This window comes from Aliiroseovarius sp. F20344 (assembly GCF_023016155.1).
Classification (GTDB): domain Bacteria; phylum Pseudomonadota; class Alphaproteobacteria; order Rhodobacterales; family Rhodobacteraceae; genus Aliiroseovarius.
In genome coordinates this window covers 755,213-773,705 of sequence record NZ_JALKBG010000008.1, presented here as the reverse complement: position 1 = coordinate 773,705, position 18,493 = coordinate 755,213, and the positions used below count along the sequence as shown (strand labels likewise).

Genomic DNA, 18,493 nt, shown 5'->3' with positions numbered 1-18,493 from the left:
ACCTATATTCCCTTTGGCGTGAACATGAAACGGAATTCCCGATGGACCTGACCCTGCCCCCCAAAGTCACTGAACGAGCCTTCGCTCGACTGTCCGAAATCGGCGCAAGCGCGCAGGGCAAAGCGTTGCGCGTGGCTGTCGAAGGCGGCGGCTGTTCCGGCTTTCAGTACGAGATCTCGTTGGATGATCCGGCCGAAGGTGATCTGGTTCTTGAAGGCAGCGGCGAGCAAGTGGTCGTGGACGAAGTGTCCTTGCCCTTTCTGACCGACGCCGTGATCGACTTCACGGAAGAGCTGATCGGAGCGCGTTTTGTGATCGACAACCCGAACGCCACGGCGTCTTGCGGATGTGGCACATCATTCTCGATGTGATCTTCAGGCGGCCATCAATTCGGCACCCAGCGCCATAGCCTCTAACGCGTCTTTTTTGGCGATCCGCCACGCATAGGCGAAATCGCTTTGCCAAGAATTTCCCAGCTGGCGCTTTAGCGTGCCAATCAATGTGTTCGCCAACAGATTGGCCTGATCCGCATGCAATCCGCGCATGGCCAAGCGAAACCCGATCAGGCGTAGCCCAGCGGTCAAAGTGACGTCACTTCCGGCGAAGGCCACGACCATCCGGTAGATCACACTCAGTTGCAATGCGGGATCATCAATATCCTTAGGGAACAGAACACGTAATTCTGGCGCGCGTTGGAACAGAAGCGGGAAGAAGGCCTTTGCGAAAGCGTCTTCTTGCCCGACCAGCAGGTCCAGACTGTGCAGGCATTGCGAACGGGTCAGGTGGTCCAAAGCAGAGATCCTTCCAGTAAAACGTCAGATTTGCCTCAAACTTGACGGATCAGAGTTAACAAACACTGACCAGACCCTCAGAAAATCGCCCCTCAGCGCATTTTTCTTCCCCCTATCCCCTGAACAGGCTACGACGCGCGCATGAAAACAAATTGGCATACGATCATCATTGGCGCGGGTGCGGCGGGACTGTTTGCGGCGCCCTATGCCGCGAAAGCAGGCGCTACGCTTGTGATTGACCATGCCAAGAAGCCCGGTGAAAAAATTCGCATCTCGGGCGGCGGGCGCTGCAATTTCACCAACATGTATGCCGAGCCGAAGAACTTCCTGAGCCAAAATCCGCACTTCCACAAATCCGCACTGGCCCGTTTCACCCAATGGAATTTCATCGAGATGGTCGATCAAGCTGGCATCAAATGGCATGAAAAAACGCTGGGACAGCTTTTTTGTGATGAAAAATCCACCCAGATTGTCGAGATGCTAACGTCTCGCCTACGTGACGCTGGGGCGGAGCTTGCGCTGTCGACATCCGTCACCAAGGTCACGCGCATTGATGGCGGGTTCGCACTGGAGGCATCGCACGGGCCGCTCACCTGCCAAAACCTTGTGCTTGCCACCGGGGGCAAGTCGATCCCAAAGATGGGGGCCACCGGCTTTGCCTATGATATTGCGCGGCAATTCGGGCATCAAATCATCGACACCAATGCGGGGTTGGTGCCGTTCACCTTCCCCGATGGGCGCTTTTCCGCACTGTCGGGAGTGTCTTTGCCTGTGCGCGTCTGGAATTCGCGCGCCAGCTTTGAAGAGGCGCTTCTCTTCACTCATCGCGGTCTGTCTGGGCCGGCGATCCTGCAGATCTCGTCCTATTGGCAAATGGGGGAGCCCGTCCATATCGACCTGACCCACAATATGGGGCTGCTTGAGAAAATGCGCGCGCAGCGTCAAAGCGCAGGGCGCCACCAATTGTCGACCGAGCTTGCACGCCACCTGCCCGCGCGTTTGGTTGAGCATTTGACCACAGAATGGGCCGATCAGTTTGATCTGACACAGCGCCTTGCCGACCAGTCAGACGCGGCCCTTGAGGCACTTATTGGGCGAATGTCCGACTGGCAGCTGACCCCATCCGGCACGGAAGGCTACCGTACGGCAGAGGTTACGCTGGGTGGTGTGTCCACCGAAGGGCTGGACAGCAAATCCATGATGTCAAAAACCGTTCCAGGGCTTTATTTCATTGGTGAATGCGTGGATGTGACCGGCTGGCTGGGCGGGTTTAATTTCCAATGGGCTTGGGCCAGCGCCCATGCTGCCGGACAACATATCGCTCAGTCGTGACGCGCGACATGACCGCCGGAACCGACTTTTGCTGTCACCTCGGTTGCTCCATAGATGTTGATGTGGCCACCAGTATACGCGCGCGCTTCAACCTGCTCTGCGTAAACCGTTGTAGAACTGCCAGAATTAGCCTCCGCAACGGCGGTTTCGCACCTCAATCCTTTGCCACGCAAATCAGCCCCCGAAGAGGCTTCCGCTATCAACAGATCGCACTCTCCCTGAAGCGTTGCGGAAGATCCCGAGCTGATATCGACAGTGACTTTCAACGAATTGATGCCCTCCAATTCAACTTCAGATCCAGAGCTAACCTTAGTCAAATGTATTGATGCAAGGCTGTCCTTTGCCAGTACGTGCGATCCACCCCACACTCTAAGCTCGGTCAGTTCCGGCAACGTGACATAGACTGTCATCGACGCATCCTGCATTTTCAGAAACGGTGAAAACCGCGCCAACCCTTTTTCGGATTGGCTTAAGCGCACGATGTCTCCGGTCTGGGTCACGTCCAATCGCTTCAATCCACGCGACTTGCCTTCGGCGCGCACCTGAAACACCTCGCCTGCGGTCACCTCGACCTGCAATCCGGTGCTGACATGCAATTCGTCAAAGGGCTTAACGTCAAAGTTTTTGGTGTCGGCGAAGGCTGCGGTTGCGGAAAGGGCAAAGCCACCTGCCAGTAAAATGTGTTTCATCAGAAATCTCCCATGGACAGCTCTTACATATGTTTATTCGATTTACATTCAAGCCTCCACGACGGATTTCCGCCACGACCAAGCACAGAACCGATGCGCGCTTGTGCATCATGGCTGTTGCCCCTTACATAGGTTTGAATGACATCCGGAGGCCTCATGAAAATCGCCAGCTTCAACATCAACGGGATCAAGGCACGTCTTCCCGCACTTATGGATTGGCTGGACGAGGCCCAACCCGACGTGGCGATCTTGCAAGAGATCAAATCGATTGACGAGAACTTCCCCCGAGAAGTCTTTGAAGACAAAGGATATAATGTTGAAACCCATGGGCAGAAAAGCTTCAACGGCGTGGCCCTGCTTTCCAAGCTTCCGCTGGAGGATGTGACGCGCGGATTGCCGGGCGACGACGAGGATGAACAGGCGCGTTATATTGAGGCCACCGTGGTGGGCGATCACGCGGTGCGCATCTGCGGGCTATATCTGCCCAACGGGAACCCAGTTCCGGGTCCGAAATACGACTACAAGCTTGCATGGATGGAGCGGCTGCGCGCTCGCGCTGAGGAACTACTGGCAGAAGAAATGCCCTTCCTGATGGCGGGGGATTACAACATCATTCCGCAAGCCGAAGACGCCGCACGTCCGCAGGATTGGACCGAAGACGCGCTCTATCGCCCGGAAAGCCGCGAGGCTTGGCGCAAAATCCTGAACCTTGGCCTAACCGAAGCGTTCCGCGCCCGAAATCAGGCACCAGAGCAGTATTCGTTCTGGGATTTCCAACGCGGATCATGGCAGCGCAATGATGGCATCCGCATCGACCATTTCCTTTTGTCGCCAGAATGCGCGGACATGCTGGAGGACTGTCAGATCGACAAAGAGGTGCGCGGGCGTGAAAAGCCCTCGGACCACGTTCCGATTTGGATTAAACTTGCCGCGTAAAGGGCTGTCATGACGCGTAAAATTATCATCGATACGGACCCCGGTCAGGACGATGCCGTTGCCATCCTTTTGGCTTTGGCCAGCCCTGAGGATGTTCAGGTTCTGGGCATCACCGCAGTGGCCGGAAACGTACCGCTGGCCCTGACCGCCAAGAACGCGCGCATCGTGTGTGAACTGGCGGGCAAGCCCGAGACCCTTGTGTTTGCAGGCTGCGATCGCCCCTTGCGGCGCGATCTGGTGACGGCAGAGTATGTGCATGGGAAAACCGGGCTGGATGGACCCGACCTGCCAGACCCCAAAATGTCACTGCAAGATCAGCACGCGGTCGACTTTATCATCGACACTCTGCGGTCCGAGAGCCCCGGCACTGTCACGCTCTGCCCGCTCGGGCCGCTGACAAACATCGCCACAGCTTTCGAGCGTGCTCCGGACATCGTGAACCGTGTGCAGGAAATCGTCCTGATGGGTGGCGCTTATTTCGAGGTGGGCAATGTCACCCCGGCGGCAGAATTCAACATCTACGTGGACCCGCAGGCCGCGGATATCGTCTTTCGCTCCGGTGTGCCGCTTGTGGTCATGCCGCTGGATGTGACCCACAAAGCGCTGGTCACCAAACCGCGCAACGACGCTTTCCGCGCCCTGCCCGGAGACGTCGGCCACGCGGTGGCCGAGATGACGGATTTCTTCGAACGGTTCGACATCCATAAATACGGATCCGAAGGCGCGCCTTTGCATGATCCAACCGTGATTGCCTATCTGATCCAACCCGATCTGTTTTCAGGTCGGCATGTGAACGTCCAGATCGAAACCGGATCTGAACTGACGATGGGCATGACGGTTGCAGACTGGTGGGGTGTCACGGATGCCCAACCAAACGCCCTGTTCATTGGCGATCTTGATGCTGATGGCTTTTTTGACCTTCTCACCAAAAGGATCGCCCGCCTATGAGCAGCCTTCGCCTTGCAACACCGGAAGATCTGGATCGGCTTATGCCGCTTGTGGCGGGATTTCACGCCGAAGAAGGGATCGAACAGGACGACGACACGCGCCGAGGCGCTTTGTTGCCCTTGCTTGAGGGATCCCCGCATGGCGCGATCTGGATGATTGGACCGCGCGTTGCTCCGGTCGGATATGTGGCGGTCAGCTTCGGCTGGTCGATTGAGTTCGGCGGGATCGACGTGTTTCTGGACGAGCTATACGTGCGCGAGAAAGTGCGCGGGCGCGGCATGGGGTCGGAAGCCCTGGCCGCATTGGTCCGCGCCCTGTCAGGTCAGGGAATTAAAGCCATGCATCTTGAGGTCGACAGCGACAATGAGCGTGCCCGTGCGCTTTATGAACGCATGGGCTTTCAGTCGCGAAATCGCTATCATCTGATGACGCATCTGTTCTGACCTTCGCCACACAGCACTTTCGACATGGACCTGAAAATCGCAACCTACAATATGCGCAAAGCCATTGGGCTTGACCGCAGACGCGATCCACATCGCATTTTGCATGTGCTGAACGACCTGAATGCTGATGTAATTGTCCTGCAAGAGGCCGACCGGCGTTTGGGACCACGCCCCACCGCGTTGCCTTTCAAGATGATCGAAGGCGAAACGGATTTCATACCCGTTCCCTTTGCCTCGAACGGGCTGTCTTTAGGGAGCCATGGCAATGCTGTTCTGGTGCGCAAAGGGCTGACATTCCACGATGCGCACACGGTCGAGCTGCCGGGGCTGGAGCCGCGCGGCGCCGTGTCTGTAGGCATTGAAGGCAAGATGCAGGTGATCGGCACCCATCTGGGACTGCTGCGCCCCTATCGCCACCAGCAAATGCGTGCGCTGGCGGGGCATTTCGATCATATCGAGCTGCCGACCGTCATTCTTGGCGATTTCAACGAATGGTCCCCACGCCGTGGATTTGAACCTTTGGAAGTGCATTTCGATATCCATTCACCGGGGCGGTCCTATCATGCCTCGCGGCCAATGGCGGCACTGGACCGAATTGCAACTTCTGAAGGGGTCGAGTTGCGCGACGCAGGTGTTGATCAGTCTAGGCTGGCCCGCATCGCATCCGACCATCTTCCCGTTTGGGCCAAGCTGCGTATCCCAGACTGAGTAAATCGGTCGCATTTTCCAAGGTTTGTCACACGCGACGTGCATGTTATGAGGCACATCAACGCGACGACAGATCACACGGGATCAACCATGACTTTTTTACAAATTGCTTCGCTTTTAATTGTACTTGCCGGCTTATTTGGCGCCATCAACTACCTGTTTCTAAAACTGCCATCAGCCATCGGCATTCTGGTTGTATCGCTTGCGGCTTCGATTGCGATCTTGGTGCTGGATCTGGTTGCCCCCGGACTGGGCGTCGCCGATCAGGTGCGCACGCAAGTAACCAGCATCGACTTCTCGGATGCTCTGCTTGAGGGCATGTTGGGTCTTTTGCTGTTTGCTGGGGCGCTACACGTCAAAATTTCGGACCTGCGCGAGCAGTGGCGGTTGGTGTTTCTGATGGCCACAATGGGCGTCGCCCTTTCCACCGTTGTGGTTGGGGTTGGTTTCAGCTGGATCACCGGCATGCCGATCTTGATCGCACTGGTCTTTGGGTCACTGATCACCCCCACAGACCCTGTGGCCGTTCTGGGTGTCCTGCGCGAAGCCAATCTGCAGAAATCGCTGGAAACCAAGATCGCGGGCGAAAGCCTGTTCAACGATGGCGTGGGCTATGTGGTCTTTCTTGTGCTGGTCGGGTTGGCCTTTCCACATCACGGCAGCCATGGCAGCGGGCATGAAGAAAGCGCGGCTATGGGCGCGGTCATTCTGTTCCTGCAGGAAGCCTTTGGCGGTGCCATTCTGGGTGTTGCCCTTGGCTGGCTGACCTTCCGCATCATGCGCCTGATTGACGATTACTCGCTTGAAGTGCTTCTGACCCTTGGCCTTGCCTTCGGTGGCTATTCTTTGGCCGCGGCGCTGCATTTCTCGGCCCCAATCATGGCGGTTTGTGCTGGCCTTCTGATCGGCGACGTGGGCGCAAAACACGGGATGAGCGAAGAGACCCGCAACTATGTGGACGCGTTCTGGAAACTGATTGACGAAATCCTAAACGCCGTTCTGTTCCTGATGATCGGGTTCGAGGTTTTCGCGGTTGCCTTCACCATGGACGCGGTGATGGCCGGCACAATGGCAATCGCGCTGGCTCTGGTTGCTCGTTTGACCGCCGTAGCCGTGCCTGTGATACTGCTCAAACCCTTCCGCAGCTTCTCGAAAGGGGTGATCCCGATCATGACCTGGGGCGGCTTGAAAGGCGGGATTTCGGTTGCACTGGCCTTGTCCCTGCCCGACAGTGAATGGAAACCGCTGATCCTAACCGCAACCTATATCGTCGTGATCTTCTCGATCATCGTGCAAGGGCTGACGGTTGCCCCCATGGCAAAACGGATCGGCCGCGAACCGGAGCTGATGTGATGCGAGATTACGCCGTCTATGATGTGTTTACGGATACGCCTTATGGCGGCAATCAGCTGGCTATCATTCCAGATGGCACGGGTTTAACGGACACCCAGATGCAAACGATCGCGCGGGAATTCAATTTCTCGGAAACGACGTTTGTGCTGCCCCCGGAAGATCCCAATCACACCGCGCGCATTCGCATCTTCACGCCCAACCGGGAGTTGCCCTTTGCGGGGCATCCCACCATTGGCACAGCGGTGATGCTTGCTGAAATGGGGCATGGCCCGGATATGGTGCTTGAGCTGGGTGTCGGCCCTCTGCCCGCGACTGCGGCGGCGGGACAGGCCAGCTTCGTGACCGAGGTGCCGTTGGAGCGCAAAGGAAAACCCGCGCCCGAACTTGTGGCCCGCGCCATTGGGTGCACTGCTGAGAACATCGTTGAGCAGCCGGAAATCGCCTCGCTAGGTGGGGATTTTGTCTACGCTCAACTGGACAGTCGCGACACGCTCTCGGCCCTGACGCCCAACACGGACGCCATGCGTGAAGGCACACAGCTGTTCCCCGGCACTCACGACTTCGCGGTTTATGCGTGGGTGGAAGACCCCGACGGTACAATTCACGCCCGCATGTTCGCGCCCTTGGATGGCATTCCCGAAGATCCTGCGACAGGTTCGGCTGCGGCCCCTCTGGCGGCGCTTTTATGTGAAGACCGTGATGCTCCGCAAAACCTTATCATCCATCAAGGATATGACATGGGGCGTCCGTCGCAAATCGAGTTGCAGGCGGAACCGGGGAAAGTCACCGTGGCCGGATCGGCCGTTCGCATGATGTCTGGTCAGCTTATTCGCTAGGCGCTTTAGCCATTGCGGCCTCGAGCAACAAGCGGGCTGAGGGTTCAAAGCTGGGTGAAAATGCGTAGCGCGAAAAGGCATCACGAATGTCTTCAGGCAAGTCTGTGGGGTCACGTTGCGATGACAGATCAAACTGCGCCGCCCCTTGCATGGCCATCATGATCGCATGTGCCAGTGGTTCGATCCGATCTGGCGCGACCCCCGTGACATGCGCCAAATGCGTGGCCCATTCCGCACTTAGGACCATCATTTGACGTTTCGCCGCGAACAAAGGCTCGTCCGCCACGTTCGATTCAATCATAGCCACCAAACGCGCAAACATCGGCAGGAACAGCGGCGTTGTTTGCGCCTGTTTCGCGATACCTTTCGCGATCTGCGCCGCATTGCTGCCGGGTCGCGTTTCGGTTTTGAAGCGGCTCACAACCCGCTCCATCGCCTGGACGAACAACAGAAGAAACAGCTCTTCTTTCGACCGCACATAGAGATAGAGCGTTCCCTTCGCCAATCCGGCGCGTTTGGCCAAGGCGCTCATCGTGACGCGATCAAACCCGTCCTCATCAATCATATCACGCGCCGCCGACAGAATTGCGGCCTGACGTTCGGCCTTCTGCGCGTCAGACCGTGCGCGTTTGATGTTTTGATCAGCTGTCACGTAATGCCGCCTTGTCACCCCGGTTGCGCCGCCACCCGGGTGACGATCCCAACCATTTCTAGTGCAAACTCATTTGAATGTAATCCCCGACAGCCGGATTTAACGTCACCCCTTTGCCTGCCGATCTTTTCGCGGCATAAGAGGCGAAGCACAAAGGACCGAGGATCAGATGTCAGGCGCATCCATCATAAAACGCTGTGAAGACATGGGGCTGCGTATGACCGAGCAGCGCCGTGTGATTGCGCGTGTGCTGGAAGATGCCCACCATGACCACCCCGACGTCGAAGGCCTGCACGCCCGCGCTGCCGCCGTGGACAACCGCATTTCGCTCGCGACCGTCTATCGTACCGTGAAGCTGTTTGAAGAAGCCGGCATTTTGGTCAAGAACGAATTCGGCGACGGACGCGCGCGGTACGAAAGTGCGGACCGTGATCACCACGACCACCTGATTGACTTGGCAACCGGTGAGGTCATCGAGTTTCTAGACCCCGAGATTGAGGCGCTTCAGGAAAAGATCGCAACAAAGCTTGGCTTTGAATTGAAGGGCCACCGGCTGGAGCTGTACGGCGTGCGCAAAAAGGACTGACGCCTTCCCATCACGTTCCGTGATCCGACCCATCCTAAAAAACTGTCTTGTCGCGCGCCCGTTTATCGGTTTCTGTCGCCTGACGCGTGAATGGGACCTTCAATGCAAAATATTCGTGGCATCATCTTTGTGATTTTCTCGATGGCAGTTTTCGCCGGGGAAGATGCGTTTATCAAATCGATGTCGCGTGGCATCCCGGTGTCGGAAGTGCTTCTGTTCCTTGGTGCGGGCGGGATGATCTCCTTTGCCATCATGACCTATATGCAGCGCGGAACGCTTGCGCCTTTGGTTCATCGCGACATGCGATCGCCTATCATGCTGTGGCGAAATGCGTCCGAGGCCGTGTCCGCCATGTTCTTCATCACAGCGCTCTCCCTTGTTCCCCTCTCGACAGTTGCTGCGGTGTTTCAAGCCACGCCGCTTGCGATCACCGCAGGGGCTGCCCTGTTTCTGGGCGAACAGGTAGGTTGGCGCCGTTGGAGCGCGATTATCATTGGCTTCATCGGTGTGTTGATTATCATTCGTCCAGGTGGTGAAAGCTTCCAACTGGCCGCTCTTTTACCCATTGCCGCTGTGTTTGGCATCGCCCTACGCGATCTATTGACCCGTCAGATGGATCCATCCATCCCGTCGCTGAGCGTGGCCTTCTATGGCTTTGCATCTGTCATTCCCGCGGGCCTGATCCTTGCGCCCATCAATGATCCCTTCGTGATGCCTGCAGGCGTGGAATGGACTTATATCCTTGGCGCTGTGATCTGTGGCGTGTCGGGCTATTACGCCATTGTGCAGGCGATGCGGATAGCCGAGACATCCATCATCATGCCGTTTCGCTATATGCGCCTGATTTTTTCGATGATCCTTGGCGTGCTCATCTTTGCCGAACGCCCAGATCACTGGACCTATCTGGGTGCAACCATCGTGATTGGCACCGGAATCTACATGTTCTTGCGCGAACAGAGGGCCCGCGCGCGCTAACATACCCCTGCCCTGTTGTCGTAACGCGCCGAACGCGCTAAAGACGCCTCAACTGAAGTTTTCTTCTTATTGGGAGCGCTAACATGAGCACCATCGTCGATATTTTTGCACGCGAGATTCTGGACAGCCGGGGCAACCCCACCGTTGAGGTGGACGTGATCCTGGAAGACGGCACACTTGGCCGCGCTGCAGTTCCGTCGGGTGCCTCGACCGGCGCGCATGAAGCGGTCGAAAAGCGTGATGGCGACAAATCGCGCTATCTTGGCAAAGGTGTTCTGGCCGCAGTCGAAGCGGTAAACGGTGAAATCGCGGACGCTTTGGTCGGCTATGACGCGACCGAGCAGGAAGCCATCGACGCCGCCATGTGTGAACTCGACGGCACCCCCAACAAAGCCCGCCTTGGCGCAAACGCAATTCTGGGCGTATCGCTGGCCGTGGCCAAAGCCGCTGCTGACGCATCCGCCCTGCCCCTTTATCGCTATGTGGGCGGCGCATCGGCCCGCGTTCTGCCGGTTCCGATGATGAACATCATCAATGGCGGTGAACATGCCGATAACCCGATCGACATTCAGGAATTCATGATCATGCCGGTCGCGGCCGAAAACATCCGCGACGCCGTGCGCATGGGCGCTGAAGTCTTCCACACCCTGAAAAAAGAGCTGACTGCCGCAGGCCTGTCCACCGGCATTGGGGATGAGGGTGGCTTTGCGCCCAACATCGCATCGACCCGTGACGCGCTGGATTTCATCATGAAGTCGATCGAAAAGGCGGGCTACAAACCGGGCGAGGACATCTATCTGGCGCTCGATTGCGCCGCGACCGAGTACTACAAGGACGGCAAATACGTTCTGTCGGGCGAAGGCAAATCGCTGACATCGGAAGAAAACGCTGACTACCTGAAAGCCCTGTGTAACGACTATCCGATCATCTCGATCGAAGACGGCATGGACGAAGACGATTGGGACGGCTGGGTGGCCCTGACCAAAGCCATCGGCGACAAGGTGCAGCTGGTGGGCGACGATCTGTTCGTGACCAACCCGGCCCGTCTGGCGATGGGCATCGAAAAGGGCGCCGCCAACTCGATGTTGGTGAAGGTGAACCAGATCGGGTCGCTTTCGGAAACACTGAAAGCCGTCGACATGGCCCACCGCGCACGCATGACCAACGTCATGTCGCACCGTTCGGGCGAGACCGAGGACGCCACCATCGCCGACCTCGCCGTGGCCACCAACTGTGGCCAAATCAAAACCGGCTCGCTGGCCCGTTCGGACCGGCTCGCGAAATACAATCAGCTGATCCGCATTGAGGAAAGCCTGGGCGCGACGGCAGAGTATGCTGGGCGTTCGATCCTGAAGTAAAGCAACCGCCGCTAGCGAAAAAAGAAGGCCGGGGATATCCCCGGCCTTCTTCGTTGGCCCTTCACCTTGGTCTTCAACATGACAAGTTTGTCATCCCTGTTGCGGCCTCGGCCAGAGCGCCTAAACTTCCTCCATGGCTCATATCGCACACTATCAAGTTCACTTCATGTTGCTGCTTTTCGGGGTCGGCGCGGTCGGCACGCTGTTCCTGTTTCGCAAACCACCCGGAGACAAGGCTTGGAAGCTGGCCGATTTGGTCTGGGTCCTGCTAGGTGGGGTTGGTGCGCTGATCGCCATCATCGCCGGGCTGTACACATCTGACAGCTCGCGACTTGATCGACAAATTGACGTGGCCTATGCGGTCACGCGGGCCTTTGATGGGGACGCAGCTCGATTTCGGCTGCGATATTGCGAAGAGGCCTCGGACCCACATTTGTTGACGCTGTGCGAAAAGATCGAGTTCCTTTCGGCCTCAACTGCGGCCAATGCCGATCTCCCTCTGTTCATTGAAGTTACTCAATCCGTCGCGCCTCTTGCGGGCTTAAGCTTTCTATTCGGAGAACACGCTTCCTCTCGCGAGGCCGAGATGCAGCAAATGCGGGATCAGGCTGATTCCTTCAGCATCGAACGTTTCCTTGTCTTTGCAGCGCAAGACGAGAAAACTAGTGCTGCCGCCACCGCACTTACTCCAACCCGACCCGAGGTGGTCGGGGATTTTAACGTTTTGGCACGCGCGTACGAAGATTTGGTGTCCGAGGTCGGCTCATTGAAGGACGAATGGGAATATCTGCAACAACATTCCGGCATCCTGATCTGGCAGGTGATCGCGCTTTGTATGGTCAGCTTCGCGGCCCCATTTCGACTGGGCAAATCCCTAGTTGAACTCAAATCAAGCCTGAGACAATCATGAGTACGTCATGACCCCAGACCAGATCATCGCCCAATTGAACCTCACGCCACATCCCGAAGGCGGTCATTATCGGCAGACCTGGGTGGATACGAACAGCGAAGGTCGTCCCACAGGCACCTGCATCTATTTCCTATTGAAAGAGGGTGAGTGCAGCCACTGGCATAGGGTCGATGCGACCGAGATCTGGCTGTATCACTCCGGCGCGCCGTTGATTTTATCGATGGCGGACAGCGATCAGGGCCCAGCAATAGATCATCAGCTTGGGCCCGATTTAGCGAAAGGTCAGGCCCCGCAGATCATTGTCCCCAAGGATCATTGGCAAGCGGCGCGCTCGACCGGAGCTTACACTCTGGTCAGCTGCACGGTATCTCCGGGCTTTCAGTTCGACGGCTTCACGCTGGCACCACAGGGTTTTGACATCCCGCGTGGCTGACATCAGGTTCCGCCCAGAAGCACTGTCGACACAGGCACCAACGCAACTGAATTCGCGCGATTTCCGAGGTTCCATTCGATAAGGGCGGCCATCGTCTCGGGCACAGCGCGTCCCATCAGGATCACACCGTTTTCCAAGCTGGCTTTAAATGCGGCGTTATCCATAAAGCGGCGGATCATCTTGCTGTCTTGTCCGTTTCCATCAAGGTCACGGAAAACCAGCCCAGATGGCACACCAATCTTCAGCGCGTTTTTGTGGCCAGTGTTCAGTCCCTCAGGTCGTGTCACCAAACCATGGCCGGACGTCACAAGAATTTCGGCGATTTGGCGCGACAAAGGTGCGTTGGTCTGGAACCCACTTTCAGGTTTCATAAAGACCGCCGCACCTTTATTCAGATTGGGTTGCTGCACTTGGAAATTCACCTCGGCATCGGTTGGGGTCGAGCCGGCTGGAAGATCAGCTTGGATGAGGATTTCAGCCCCTGCCTCGCGGTAGAAGGCGATGGCGTCGTCTAGATCAGGCGCGTTGACGTCCACAATAACACTGATTGTGAAGGGAAGATTGTCGACCCCCTGCAATTCGTTGCGCGCTTCGCCCATATCCTTCAGCACAATCGCCATCAGCGGGCGCCCGTCTGTGGCAGGATGGGGCACGGAATTCCGTTCGATCGCCAACGGGGAGTTCGAAAAATCACTTTGCGACACTTCAGGGGCCGCTTCTGGTATGGTTCCGTCTTCGGGTTCGACCTGCGTCACCGCTTCCGGGTCCTCAGCGTCACCATCAATGCTGGGAAGACGGTTTGTGGTCACGCCGGTTGCACGGTCATCAATCGGCGTAACGGCGGTTCCGAATCCGCCTTGTTCGCTTTGAGATACCTCAGGCGCATCAGCATCCGGGGTGGCGTCTGGCGGCGTATCGGCCTCAGGCGTTTCGGGTGTGGGTGTAGTCGCGGGGTCTTGCACAGAGCCACTGTCATCGGCTGTCATCGGGGCAGATGGCTCGGCACTAGATGGTTCGTCGACTGGAGCGGCTTCAGTTTCCGATGCCGCGTCGTCTGGATCGATTGCTGGTGCTTCGTCCACCGCTTCCGTTGCGGGTGCTGCGTCAGTCATTTCCGAGCTTTCCTCGACCAACGGCGTATCCACAGCGGGTTCGGTGGTGTCAGAAAGTGTCTCGACCACAGCCTCATTCATCGGGGCCGATTTAATCGGCGGTAACATGGGTGACACAACCGCCAAACCCAAAACCGACACAACGCCGCCCATAATAACACCTGAAAGGAAGCCTTTTGCCATGGCTGTTACCCCCAAATACTCGATTGATACCGCGCCGCTCTTGACCCTCGGCGCTTGCCTGGACCATGTATAGCCCGACAAGGGCCGTTCGTAACCCCTTCTGATACAACTTTGGCGAAAGGCCGCAAGATGATCCTGTTGATCGATAACTATGACAGCTTCACCTACAACCTCGTCCATTACTTTGGCGAGCTTGGGGCCGACGTGGTTGTGCGCCGCAATGATGCGCTGGATGTGCAAGAGGCGATGGGCATGGGCGCAGAAGGCATCGTGTTGTCTCCGGGCCCGTGTGACCCAGCACAAGCGGGCATCTGTCTCCCGCTGACCATGGCTGCCGCAGAAGCAAAGATCCCCCTATTCGGCGTATGCCTTGGCCATCAAACCATTGGCGAGGCATTTGGCGGTGATGTGATCCGCGCTCCGGAAATCGTCCACGGTAAAATGGGAGAGGTCCGCCACGAAGGCAAAGGCGTGTTTGAAGGTCTGCCGTCACCACTGCAAGCGACGCGCTATCATTCGCTTGTCGTAGATCGCGCCACCCTGCCCGACTGTCTTGAGATCACCGCCGAGCTCGACAATGGGCTGATCATGGGACTGCGCCACAAAGAACTTGAGATCGAAGGCGTGCAGTTTCACCCCGAAAGCATACGGTCGGAACATGGCCACGCGATGCTTGATAACTTCTTGAAGAAAACAAAGGTGCCCGCATGAGCGACGCTATGAAGCCCCTGATTTACGCTGCCACCGAAGGCCCTCTGTCGCGCGCTCAAGCCGAGACTGCCTTTGAAGAGCTGTTCGAGGGCCGCGCAACCTCGGCGCAAATCGGCGCGCTTTTGGCGGCTATGCGTGCACGTGGAGAAAGCGTGGCGGAATACGCGGCGGCTGCGGCGGTCATGCGCGCGAAATGCGCCAAGGTGAACGCCCCCGACGGCGCGATGGACATCGTTGGCACGGGTGGCGACGGGATGGGCACGCTCAACATCTCGACCGCAACGGCCTTCGTCGTGGCAGGCGCTGGTGTCACGGTCGCAAAGCACGGCAACCGCAACCTGTCTTCGAAATCGGGCGCGGCTGACGCTTTGACCGAGATGGGCGTGAACGTGATGGTTGGCGCAGACGTGGCTGAACGTGCCATAAACGAGGTCGGCATCGGCTTCATGATGGCCCCGATGCATCACCCCGCGATGAAACACGTCATGCCGGTGCGTCAGGAACTGGGGTGCAAAACAATCTTCAACATCCTTGGCCCGCTGACCAACCCCGCCGGGGCCAAACGCCAACTGACCGGCGCTTTTGCGGCTGACCTGATCTTTCCGATGGCAGAAACCCTGCAATCACTGGGGTCCGAGAAGGCTTGGCTGGTCCACGGCGCTGATGGGATGGACGAAATCTCGATCACTGGCCCGACTTCTGTAGCTGCAGTTGAGGGTGGTAAAATCCACGCGCGCGAAATCCATCCAGAGGATGCAGGTTTGCCCGTTCACAAGCTGGCCTCGATCTTGGGCGGAGATCCCGCTGAGAACGCAGTCGCGTTCCGGGCATTGCTGGCCGGTGAAGCATCGGCCTATCGTGATGCCGTTCTTCTGAACGCTGCCGCGGCTCTGATCGTTGCTGATAAGGTGGATGATCTGAAAGCTGGCGTCGAAATGGCGTCCGAAAGCATCGACAGCGGGGCTGCCAAAGCCAAGATCGAAGCTCTGGCGGCTCTGACATCGGCGGCCTGACTTGCTCCTACCCCTTCAAGGACTTAAACCCCTCTCATGAGCACCGTTCTAGACAAAATCAAAGCCTATAAACTCGAACACGTGGCCGCGTGCAAAGCCGCCCGCCCCCTGTCCGAGGTCGAGGCCGCCGCCCGTGACGCCTCTCCCACGCGGGGCTTTGCCGCATCGCTGATGCGCGACGCCGAAACAGGCTATGGCCTGATCGCCGAGGTCAAAAAGGCCAGCCCGTCCAAAGGCTTGATCCGCGAGGACTTCAACCCGCCTGAGATCGCCAAAGCCTATGAAGCCGGCGGGGCATCCTGCCTGTCGGTCTTGACCGATACGCCATCTTTCCAAGGCGCTGATGAGTTCCTCGTGGCGGCGCGTTCCGCCGTGTCGCTGCCTGCCCTGCGCAAGGATTTCATGTATGATACCTATCAGGTCGCCGAGGCGCGCGCGTTGGGGGCAGACTGCATCCTGATCATCATGGCGTCCGTTGAAGACACACAAGCTCAAGAGCTTGAAGATGCGGCCTTTTCCTGGGGCATGGATGTTTTGGTTGAGGTCCATGACGAAGACGAGTTGGAGCGTGCAACGATCCTGAAATCGCCGCTGCTGGGCGTGAACAACCGCAATTTGAAGACATTTGAGACCTCGCTCGACACCACCCGCCGATTGTCAAAGCTGGCCGGGGCCGAGCGTCATCTGGTCTGCGAAAGTGGGCTTTTCACGCCGCAAGATCTGGCTGACATGGCAGCACATGGCGCGCGCAGCTTCCTGATCGGGGAAAGCCTGATGCGTCAAGACGATGTCGAGGCCGCAACCCGTGCAATCCTTGCTGACCCGGTGCCAGCATGAGTGACAGCCCACTGACCCATTTCGACGCTGACGGACAGGCCCATATGGTCGATGTCTCGGACAAGGCCGTAACGGATCGTATCGCGCTGGCCGAAGGCTTCGTGAAGATGAAGCCCGAAACCTTGGCGCTTGTCACATCCGGCACCGCGAAAAAGGGTGATGTTCTAGGCATCGCGCGGCTTGCGGGCATCATGGGCGCCAAGAAAACCTCGGACCTGATCCCGCTCTGCCACCCACTGCCGATTACCAAGGTTGCGCTGGAGCTTGAACCTCAGCCCGATCTGCCCGGCGTACGTATCACGGCCACGGTCAAAACCGGCGGCCAGACAGGCGTTGAAATGGAGGCGCTGACTGCGGTCTCTTTGGCCTGCCTAACCGTATATGACATGCTGAAAGCGGCCGAAAAGGGTATGGAAATCACGGGTATTCGCCTTCTACGCAAAGAAGGCGGGAAGTCGGGAACATACACGGTAGATTCTGGGGCAAGCAGATGATCACGGTGAACGAGGCGCTGGACGCAATCTTTGATTTGGTCACGCCTTGTGGAACTGAAGATGTCCCTCTGGCCGAGACCTCTGGTCGCACGCTTGCCGCCGCCGTCACGGCCACCCGCTTGCAACCTCCCTTCGCCGCATCTGCCATGGATGGCTATGCATTGAATGGCGTCGAGGCCGACCCCGAGGCGATGTTTCGTGTGATCGGAGAAAGTGCCGCCGGACATGGATTTTCCGGTCGCGTCGGCCCCGGCGAATGCGTGCGCATTTTCACCGGCGCGCCCCTGCCAGAAGGCAGCAATCGCGTTATTATTCAAGAGGATGTCGAGCGTAAGGGCGACCTGATCACGCTGGCGCGCAAACTAGATAAGGGCCCACATGTGCGCCCGGCAGGGGCAGATTTCGGACCGGGGGACAGTATTCCCGCGCCTCGCGTCTTAACGCCTGCTGATCTTGCGCTTGCTGCGGCGATGAACGTGCTCACCCTGACCGTTTCTCGCAAACCCGTTGTGGCGCTGCTGGCCACGGGGGATGAGTTGGTGATGCCCGGCGAAGAGCCCGGCCCGGACCAGATCATCGCCTCCAACGCCTTTGGCCTGAAAGCTCTGGTCGAGGCAAATGGCGGTCACGCCCGGATGTTGCCCATTGCGCGGGACAACAAGGACAGCTTGCGGACGGCCTTGGATCTGGCGTCCGACGCCGATCTTATTGTGACGATCGGCGGGGCTTCTGTTGGCGATCATGACATCGTTAGCGATGTCGCTACCGAAATGGGCATGGATCAGAGCTTTTACAAAGTGCTGATGCGGCCCGGAAAGCCGTTGATGGCAGGACGGATGGGCCGTGCCACGATGATTGGCCTTCCCGGCAACCCCGTATCCTCGATGGTGTGTGGCCACGTCTTTCTTGTGCCTGCCCTGCGCGCGATGTTGGGGCTAGGCGAAGCCGCTGCCCCACGTCGTCAAGCGCATCTATCGAAAGATATCGCCGCAAATGGCCCACGCGAACATTACATGCGCGCGCGCGTCGATGGCGATCAGATCACCATTTTCGACAGCCAAGACAGTGCGCTTTTAAGCGTTCTGGCACAGGCCAATGCTTTGGCGGTGCGGCCTCGTTCCGATCCTGCGCGACCCAGTGGTGACGTGATCGAGTATCTGCCGATCTAGTCGCCCCGGCCGCGCGGCTTTGCG

22 protein-coding genes are annotated in these 18,493 nt (G+C 57.9%); 18 read left to right on the top strand and 4 right to left on the bottom strand.

What is annotated here, in order from left to right; all coding sequences use genetic code 11:
* The first annotated feature begins 47 nt into the window (after nucleotides 1–47).
* Nucleotides 48–371 carry an iron-sulfur cluster assembly accessory protein gene (locus MWU55_RS12760; protein WP_246937909.1) on the top strand — a complete coding sequence of 108 codons (324 nt, stop codon included), beginning with the start codon at nucleotides 48–50 and terminating at the stop codon, nucleotides 369–371.
* A 3-nt stretch (nucleotides 372–374) separates the two neighbouring features.
* Here MWU55_RS12760 and MWU55_RS12755 read toward each other — a convergent pair whose 3' ends face one another.
* Nucleotides 375–791, bottom strand: coding sequence for a hypothetical protein (locus MWU55_RS12755; protein ID WP_246936549.1), 417 nt, complete (start codon nucleotides 789–791; stop codon nucleotides 375–377).
* 141 nt (nucleotides 792–932) lie between these two features.
* Between MWU55_RS12755 and MWU55_RS12750 the strand changes: the two genes are divergently transcribed.
* Complete coding sequence (locus MWU55_RS12750; RefSeq protein WP_246936547.1) at nucleotides 933–2,123, top strand: NAD(P)/FAD-dependent oxidoreductase; 1,191 nt, start codon at nucleotides 933–935, stop codon at nucleotides 2,121–2,123.
* On the opposite strand, the gene MWU55_RS12745 is transcribed toward MWU55_RS12750, so the two are convergent.
* The gene (locus MWU55_RS12745) at nucleotides 2,114–2,812 is read right to left on the bottom strand and encodes a head GIN domain-containing protein (RefSeq protein WP_246936546.1); all 699 of its coding nucleotides are present in this window, start codon (nucleotides 2,810–2,812) and stop codon (nucleotides 2,114–2,116) included. The genes MWU55_RS12750 and MWU55_RS12745 overlap by 10 nt on opposite strands.
* A gap of 156 nt (nucleotides 2,813–2,968) precedes the next feature.
* Between MWU55_RS12745 and xth the strand changes: the two genes are divergently transcribed.
* From xth to MWU55_RS12715, 6 genes are all read left to right on the top strand, one after another.
* Nucleotides 2,969–3,748, top strand: a complete 780-nt coding sequence (xth, locus tag MWU55_RS12740; protein ID WP_246936545.1) for an exodeoxyribonuclease III — start codon at nucleotides 2,969–2,971, stop codon at nucleotides 3,746–3,748.
* Between the two features lie 9 nt (nucleotides 3,749–3,757).
* Nucleotides 3,758–4,696, top strand: coding sequence for a nucleoside hydrolase (locus tag MWU55_RS12735; protein WP_246936544.1), 939 nt, complete (start codon nucleotides 3,758–3,760; stop codon nucleotides 4,694–4,696).
* Nucleotides 4,693–5,139, top strand: coding sequence for a GNAT family N-acetyltransferase (locus MWU55_RS12730; RefSeq protein WP_246936543.1), 447 nt, complete (start codon nucleotides 4,693–4,695; stop codon nucleotides 5,137–5,139). The genes MWU55_RS12735 and MWU55_RS12730 overlap by 4 nt, the downstream gene beginning before the upstream one ends.
* Nucleotides 5,140–5,163: 24 nt before the next feature.
* Nucleotides 5,164–5,847, top strand: a complete 684-nt coding sequence (locus MWU55_RS12725; RefSeq protein WP_246936542.1) for an endonuclease/exonuclease/phosphatase family protein — start codon at nucleotides 5,164–5,166, stop codon at nucleotides 5,845–5,847.
* A gap of 90 nt (nucleotides 5,848–5,937) precedes the next feature.
* The gene (locus MWU55_RS12720; protein WP_246936541.1) at nucleotides 5,938–7,200 is read left to right on the top strand and encodes a sodium:proton antiporter; all 1,263 of its coding nucleotides are present in this window, start codon (nucleotides 5,938–5,940) and stop codon (nucleotides 7,198–7,200) included.
* On the top strand, nucleotides 7,200–8,036 hold the full coding sequence (locus MWU55_RS12715; protein ID WP_246936540.1) for a PhzF family phenazine biosynthesis protein: 837 nt from the start codon (nucleotides 7,200–7,202) through the stop codon (nucleotides 8,034–8,036). Before MWU55_RS12720 ends, MWU55_RS12715 begins: the two co-directional genes overlap by 1 nt.
* On the opposite strand, the gene MWU55_RS12710 is transcribed toward MWU55_RS12715, so the two are convergent.
* Nucleotides 8,026–8,688, bottom strand: a complete 663-nt coding sequence (locus MWU55_RS12710) for a TetR/AcrR family transcriptional regulator (RefSeq protein WP_246936539.1) — start codon at nucleotides 8,686–8,688, stop codon at nucleotides 8,026–8,028. The two genes, MWU55_RS12715 and MWU55_RS12710, sit on opposite strands and share 11 nt — an antisense overlap.
* Before the next feature lie 169 nt (nucleotides 8,689–8,857).
* Here MWU55_RS12710 and MWU55_RS12705 point away from each other — a divergent pair, with 169 nt between their 5' ends.
* The 5 genes from MWU55_RS12705 (at nucleotide 8,858) to MWU55_RS12685 (ending at nucleotide 12,950) form a co-directional block, all read left to right on the top strand.
* Nucleotides 8,858–9,274 carry a Fur family transcriptional regulator gene (locus MWU55_RS12705; protein ID WP_246936538.1) on the top strand — a complete coding sequence of 139 codons (417 nt, stop codon included), beginning with the start codon at nucleotides 8,858–8,860 and terminating at the stop codon, nucleotides 9,272–9,274.
* A gap of 102 nt (nucleotides 9,275–9,376) precedes the next feature.
* Nucleotides 9,377–10,249: a DMT family transporter gene (locus MWU55_RS12700; protein ID WP_246936537.1), complete on the top strand. Its 873-nt coding sequence runs from the start codon at nucleotides 9,377–9,379 to the stop codon at nucleotides 10,247–10,249.
* A gap of 83 nt (nucleotides 10,250–10,332) precedes the next feature.
* A complete protein-coding gene (gene eno, locus MWU55_RS12695; protein WP_246936536.1) occupies nucleotides 10,333–11,607 on the top strand; it encodes a phosphopyruvate hydratase in 1,275 nt (424 codons plus the stop codon).
* A gap of 133 nt (nucleotides 11,608–11,740) precedes the next feature.
* Complete coding sequence (locus MWU55_RS12690; protein WP_246936535.1) at nucleotides 11,741–12,517, top strand: hypothetical protein; 777 nt, start codon at nucleotides 11,741–11,743, stop codon at nucleotides 12,515–12,517.
* Nucleotides 12,518–12,524: 7 nt separating this feature from the next.
* Nucleotides 12,525–12,950, top strand: a complete 426-nt coding sequence (locus MWU55_RS12685) for a cupin domain-containing protein (protein ID WP_246936534.1) — start codon at nucleotides 12,525–12,527, stop codon at nucleotides 12,948–12,950.
* A gap of 2 nt (nucleotides 12,951–12,952) precedes the next feature.
* Here the strand turns inward: MWU55_RS12685 and MWU55_RS12680 are convergent, their stop codons facing one another.
* Nucleotides 12,953–14,245, bottom strand: a complete 1,293-nt coding sequence (locus MWU55_RS12680) for a divergent polysaccharide deacetylase family protein (RefSeq protein WP_246936533.1) — start codon at nucleotides 14,243–14,245, stop codon at nucleotides 12,953–12,955.
* Between the two features lie 129 nt (nucleotides 14,246–14,374).
* On the opposite strand from MWU55_RS12680, the gene MWU55_RS12675 reads away from it, so the two are divergent.
* From MWU55_RS12675 to glp, 5 genes are read left to right on the top strand one after another with little or no spacing between them, the layout of a single operon-like run.
* Nucleotides 14,375–14,956 carry an aminodeoxychorismate/anthranilate synthase component II gene (locus MWU55_RS12675; protein ID WP_246936532.1) on the top strand — a complete coding sequence of 194 codons (582 nt, stop codon included), beginning with the start codon at nucleotides 14,375–14,377 and terminating at the stop codon, nucleotides 14,954–14,956.
* Nucleotides 14,953–15,969, top strand: coding sequence for an anthranilate phosphoribosyltransferase (trpD, locus tag MWU55_RS12670; protein WP_246936531.1), 1,017 nt, complete (start codon nucleotides 14,953–14,955; stop codon nucleotides 15,967–15,969). Before MWU55_RS12675 ends, trpD begins: the two co-directional genes overlap by 4 nt.
* A gap of 36 nt (nucleotides 15,970–16,005) precedes the next feature.
* Nucleotides 16,006–16,806, top strand: a complete 801-nt coding sequence (gene trpC / locus MWU55_RS12665) for an indole-3-glycerol phosphate synthase TrpC (protein ID WP_246936530.1) — start codon at nucleotides 16,006–16,008, stop codon at nucleotides 16,804–16,806.
* The gene (gene moaC, locus MWU55_RS12660) at nucleotides 16,803–17,300 is read left to right on the top strand and encodes a cyclic pyranopterin monophosphate synthase MoaC (protein ID WP_246936529.1); all 498 of its coding nucleotides are present in this window, start codon (nucleotides 16,803–16,805) and stop codon (nucleotides 17,298–17,300) included. The genes trpC and moaC overlap by 4 nt, the downstream gene beginning before the upstream one ends.
* Complete coding sequence (gene glp / locus MWU55_RS12655; protein WP_246936528.1) at nucleotides 17,297–18,469, top strand: gephyrin-like molybdotransferase Glp; 1,173 nt, start codon at nucleotides 17,297–17,299, stop codon at nucleotides 18,467–18,469. The genes moaC and glp overlap by 4 nt, the downstream gene beginning before the upstream one ends.
* The last annotated feature ends 24 nt before the right edge of the window (nucleotides 18,470–18,493 follow it).

What these genes read in the sequence shown, in the direction of transcription:
- MWU55_RS12690 (WP_246936535.1), top strand. Translation starts at nt 11,741, where the DNA reads ATGGCTCATATCGCACACTATCAAGTTCACTTCATGTTGCTGCTTTTC.
- MWU55_RS12680 (WP_246936533.1), bottom strand. Translation starts at nt 14,245, where the DNA reads ATGGCAAAAGGCTTCCTTTCAGGTGTTATTATGGGCGGCGTTGTGTCG.
- MWU55_RS12700 (WP_246936537.1), top strand. Translation starts at nt 9,377, where the DNA reads ATGCAAAATATTCGTGGCATCATCTTTGTGATTTTCTCGATGGCAGTT.
- MWU55_RS12730 (WP_246936543.1), top strand. Translation starts at nt 4,693, where the DNA reads ATGAGCAGCCTTCGCCTTGCAACACCGGAAGATCTGGATCGGCTTATG.
- MWU55_RS12735 (WP_246936544.1), top strand. Translation starts at nt 3,758, where the DNA reads ATGACGCGTAAAATTATCATCGATACGGACCCCGGTCAGGACGATGCC.
- MWU55_RS12725 (WP_246936542.1), top strand. Translation starts at nt 5,164, where the DNA reads ATGGACCTGAAAATCGCAACCTACAATATGCGCAAAGCCATTGGGCTT.
- MWU55_RS12720 (WP_246936541.1), top strand. Translation starts at nt 5,938, where the DNA reads ATGACTTTTTTACAAATTGCTTCGCTTTTAATTGTACTTGCCGGCTTA.
- MWU55_RS12715 (WP_246936540.1), top strand. Translation starts at nt 7,200, where the DNA reads ATGCGAGATTACGCCGTCTATGATGTGTTTACGGATACGCCTTATGGC.
- MWU55_RS12675 (WP_246936532.1), top strand. Translation starts at nt 14,375, where the DNA reads ATGATCCTGTTGATCGATAACTATGACAGCTTCACCTACAACCTCGTC.
- MWU55_RS12705 (WP_246936538.1), top strand. Translation starts at nt 8,858, where the DNA reads ATGTCAGGCGCATCCATCATAAAACGCTGTGAAGACATGGGGCTGCGT.
- glp (WP_246936528.1), top strand. Translation starts at nt 17,297, where the DNA reads ATGATCACGGTGAACGAGGCGCTGGACGCAATCTTTGATTTGGTCACG.
- MWU55_RS12745 (WP_246936546.1), bottom strand. Translation starts at nt 2,812, where the DNA reads ATGAAACACATTTTACTGGCAGGTGGCTTTGCCCTTTCCGCAACCGCA.
- moaC (WP_246936529.1), top strand. Translation starts at nt 16,803, where the DNA reads ATGAGTGACAGCCCACTGACCCATTTCGACGCTGACGGACAGGCCCAT.
- xth (WP_246936545.1), top strand. Translation starts at nt 2,969, where the DNA reads ATGAAAATCGCCAGCTTCAACATCAACGGGATCAAGGCACGTCTTCCC.
- eno (WP_246936536.1), top strand. Translation starts at nt 10,333, where the DNA reads ATGAGCACCATCGTCGATATTTTTGCACGCGAGATTCTGGACAGCCGG.
- MWU55_RS12750 (WP_246936547.1), top strand. Translation starts at nt 933, where the DNA reads ATGAAAACAAATTGGCATACGATCATCATTGGCGCGGGTGCGGCGGGA.
- trpD (WP_246936531.1), top strand. Translation starts at nt 14,953, where the DNA reads ATGAGCGACGCTATGAAGCCCCTGATTTACGCTGCCACCGAAGGCCCT.
- MWU55_RS12685 (WP_246936534.1), top strand. Translation starts at nt 12,525, where the DNA reads ATGACCCCAGACCAGATCATCGCCCAATTGAACCTCACGCCACATCCC.
- trpC (WP_246936530.1), top strand. Translation starts at nt 16,006, where the DNA reads ATGAGCACCGTTCTAGACAAAATCAAAGCCTATAAACTCGAACACGTG.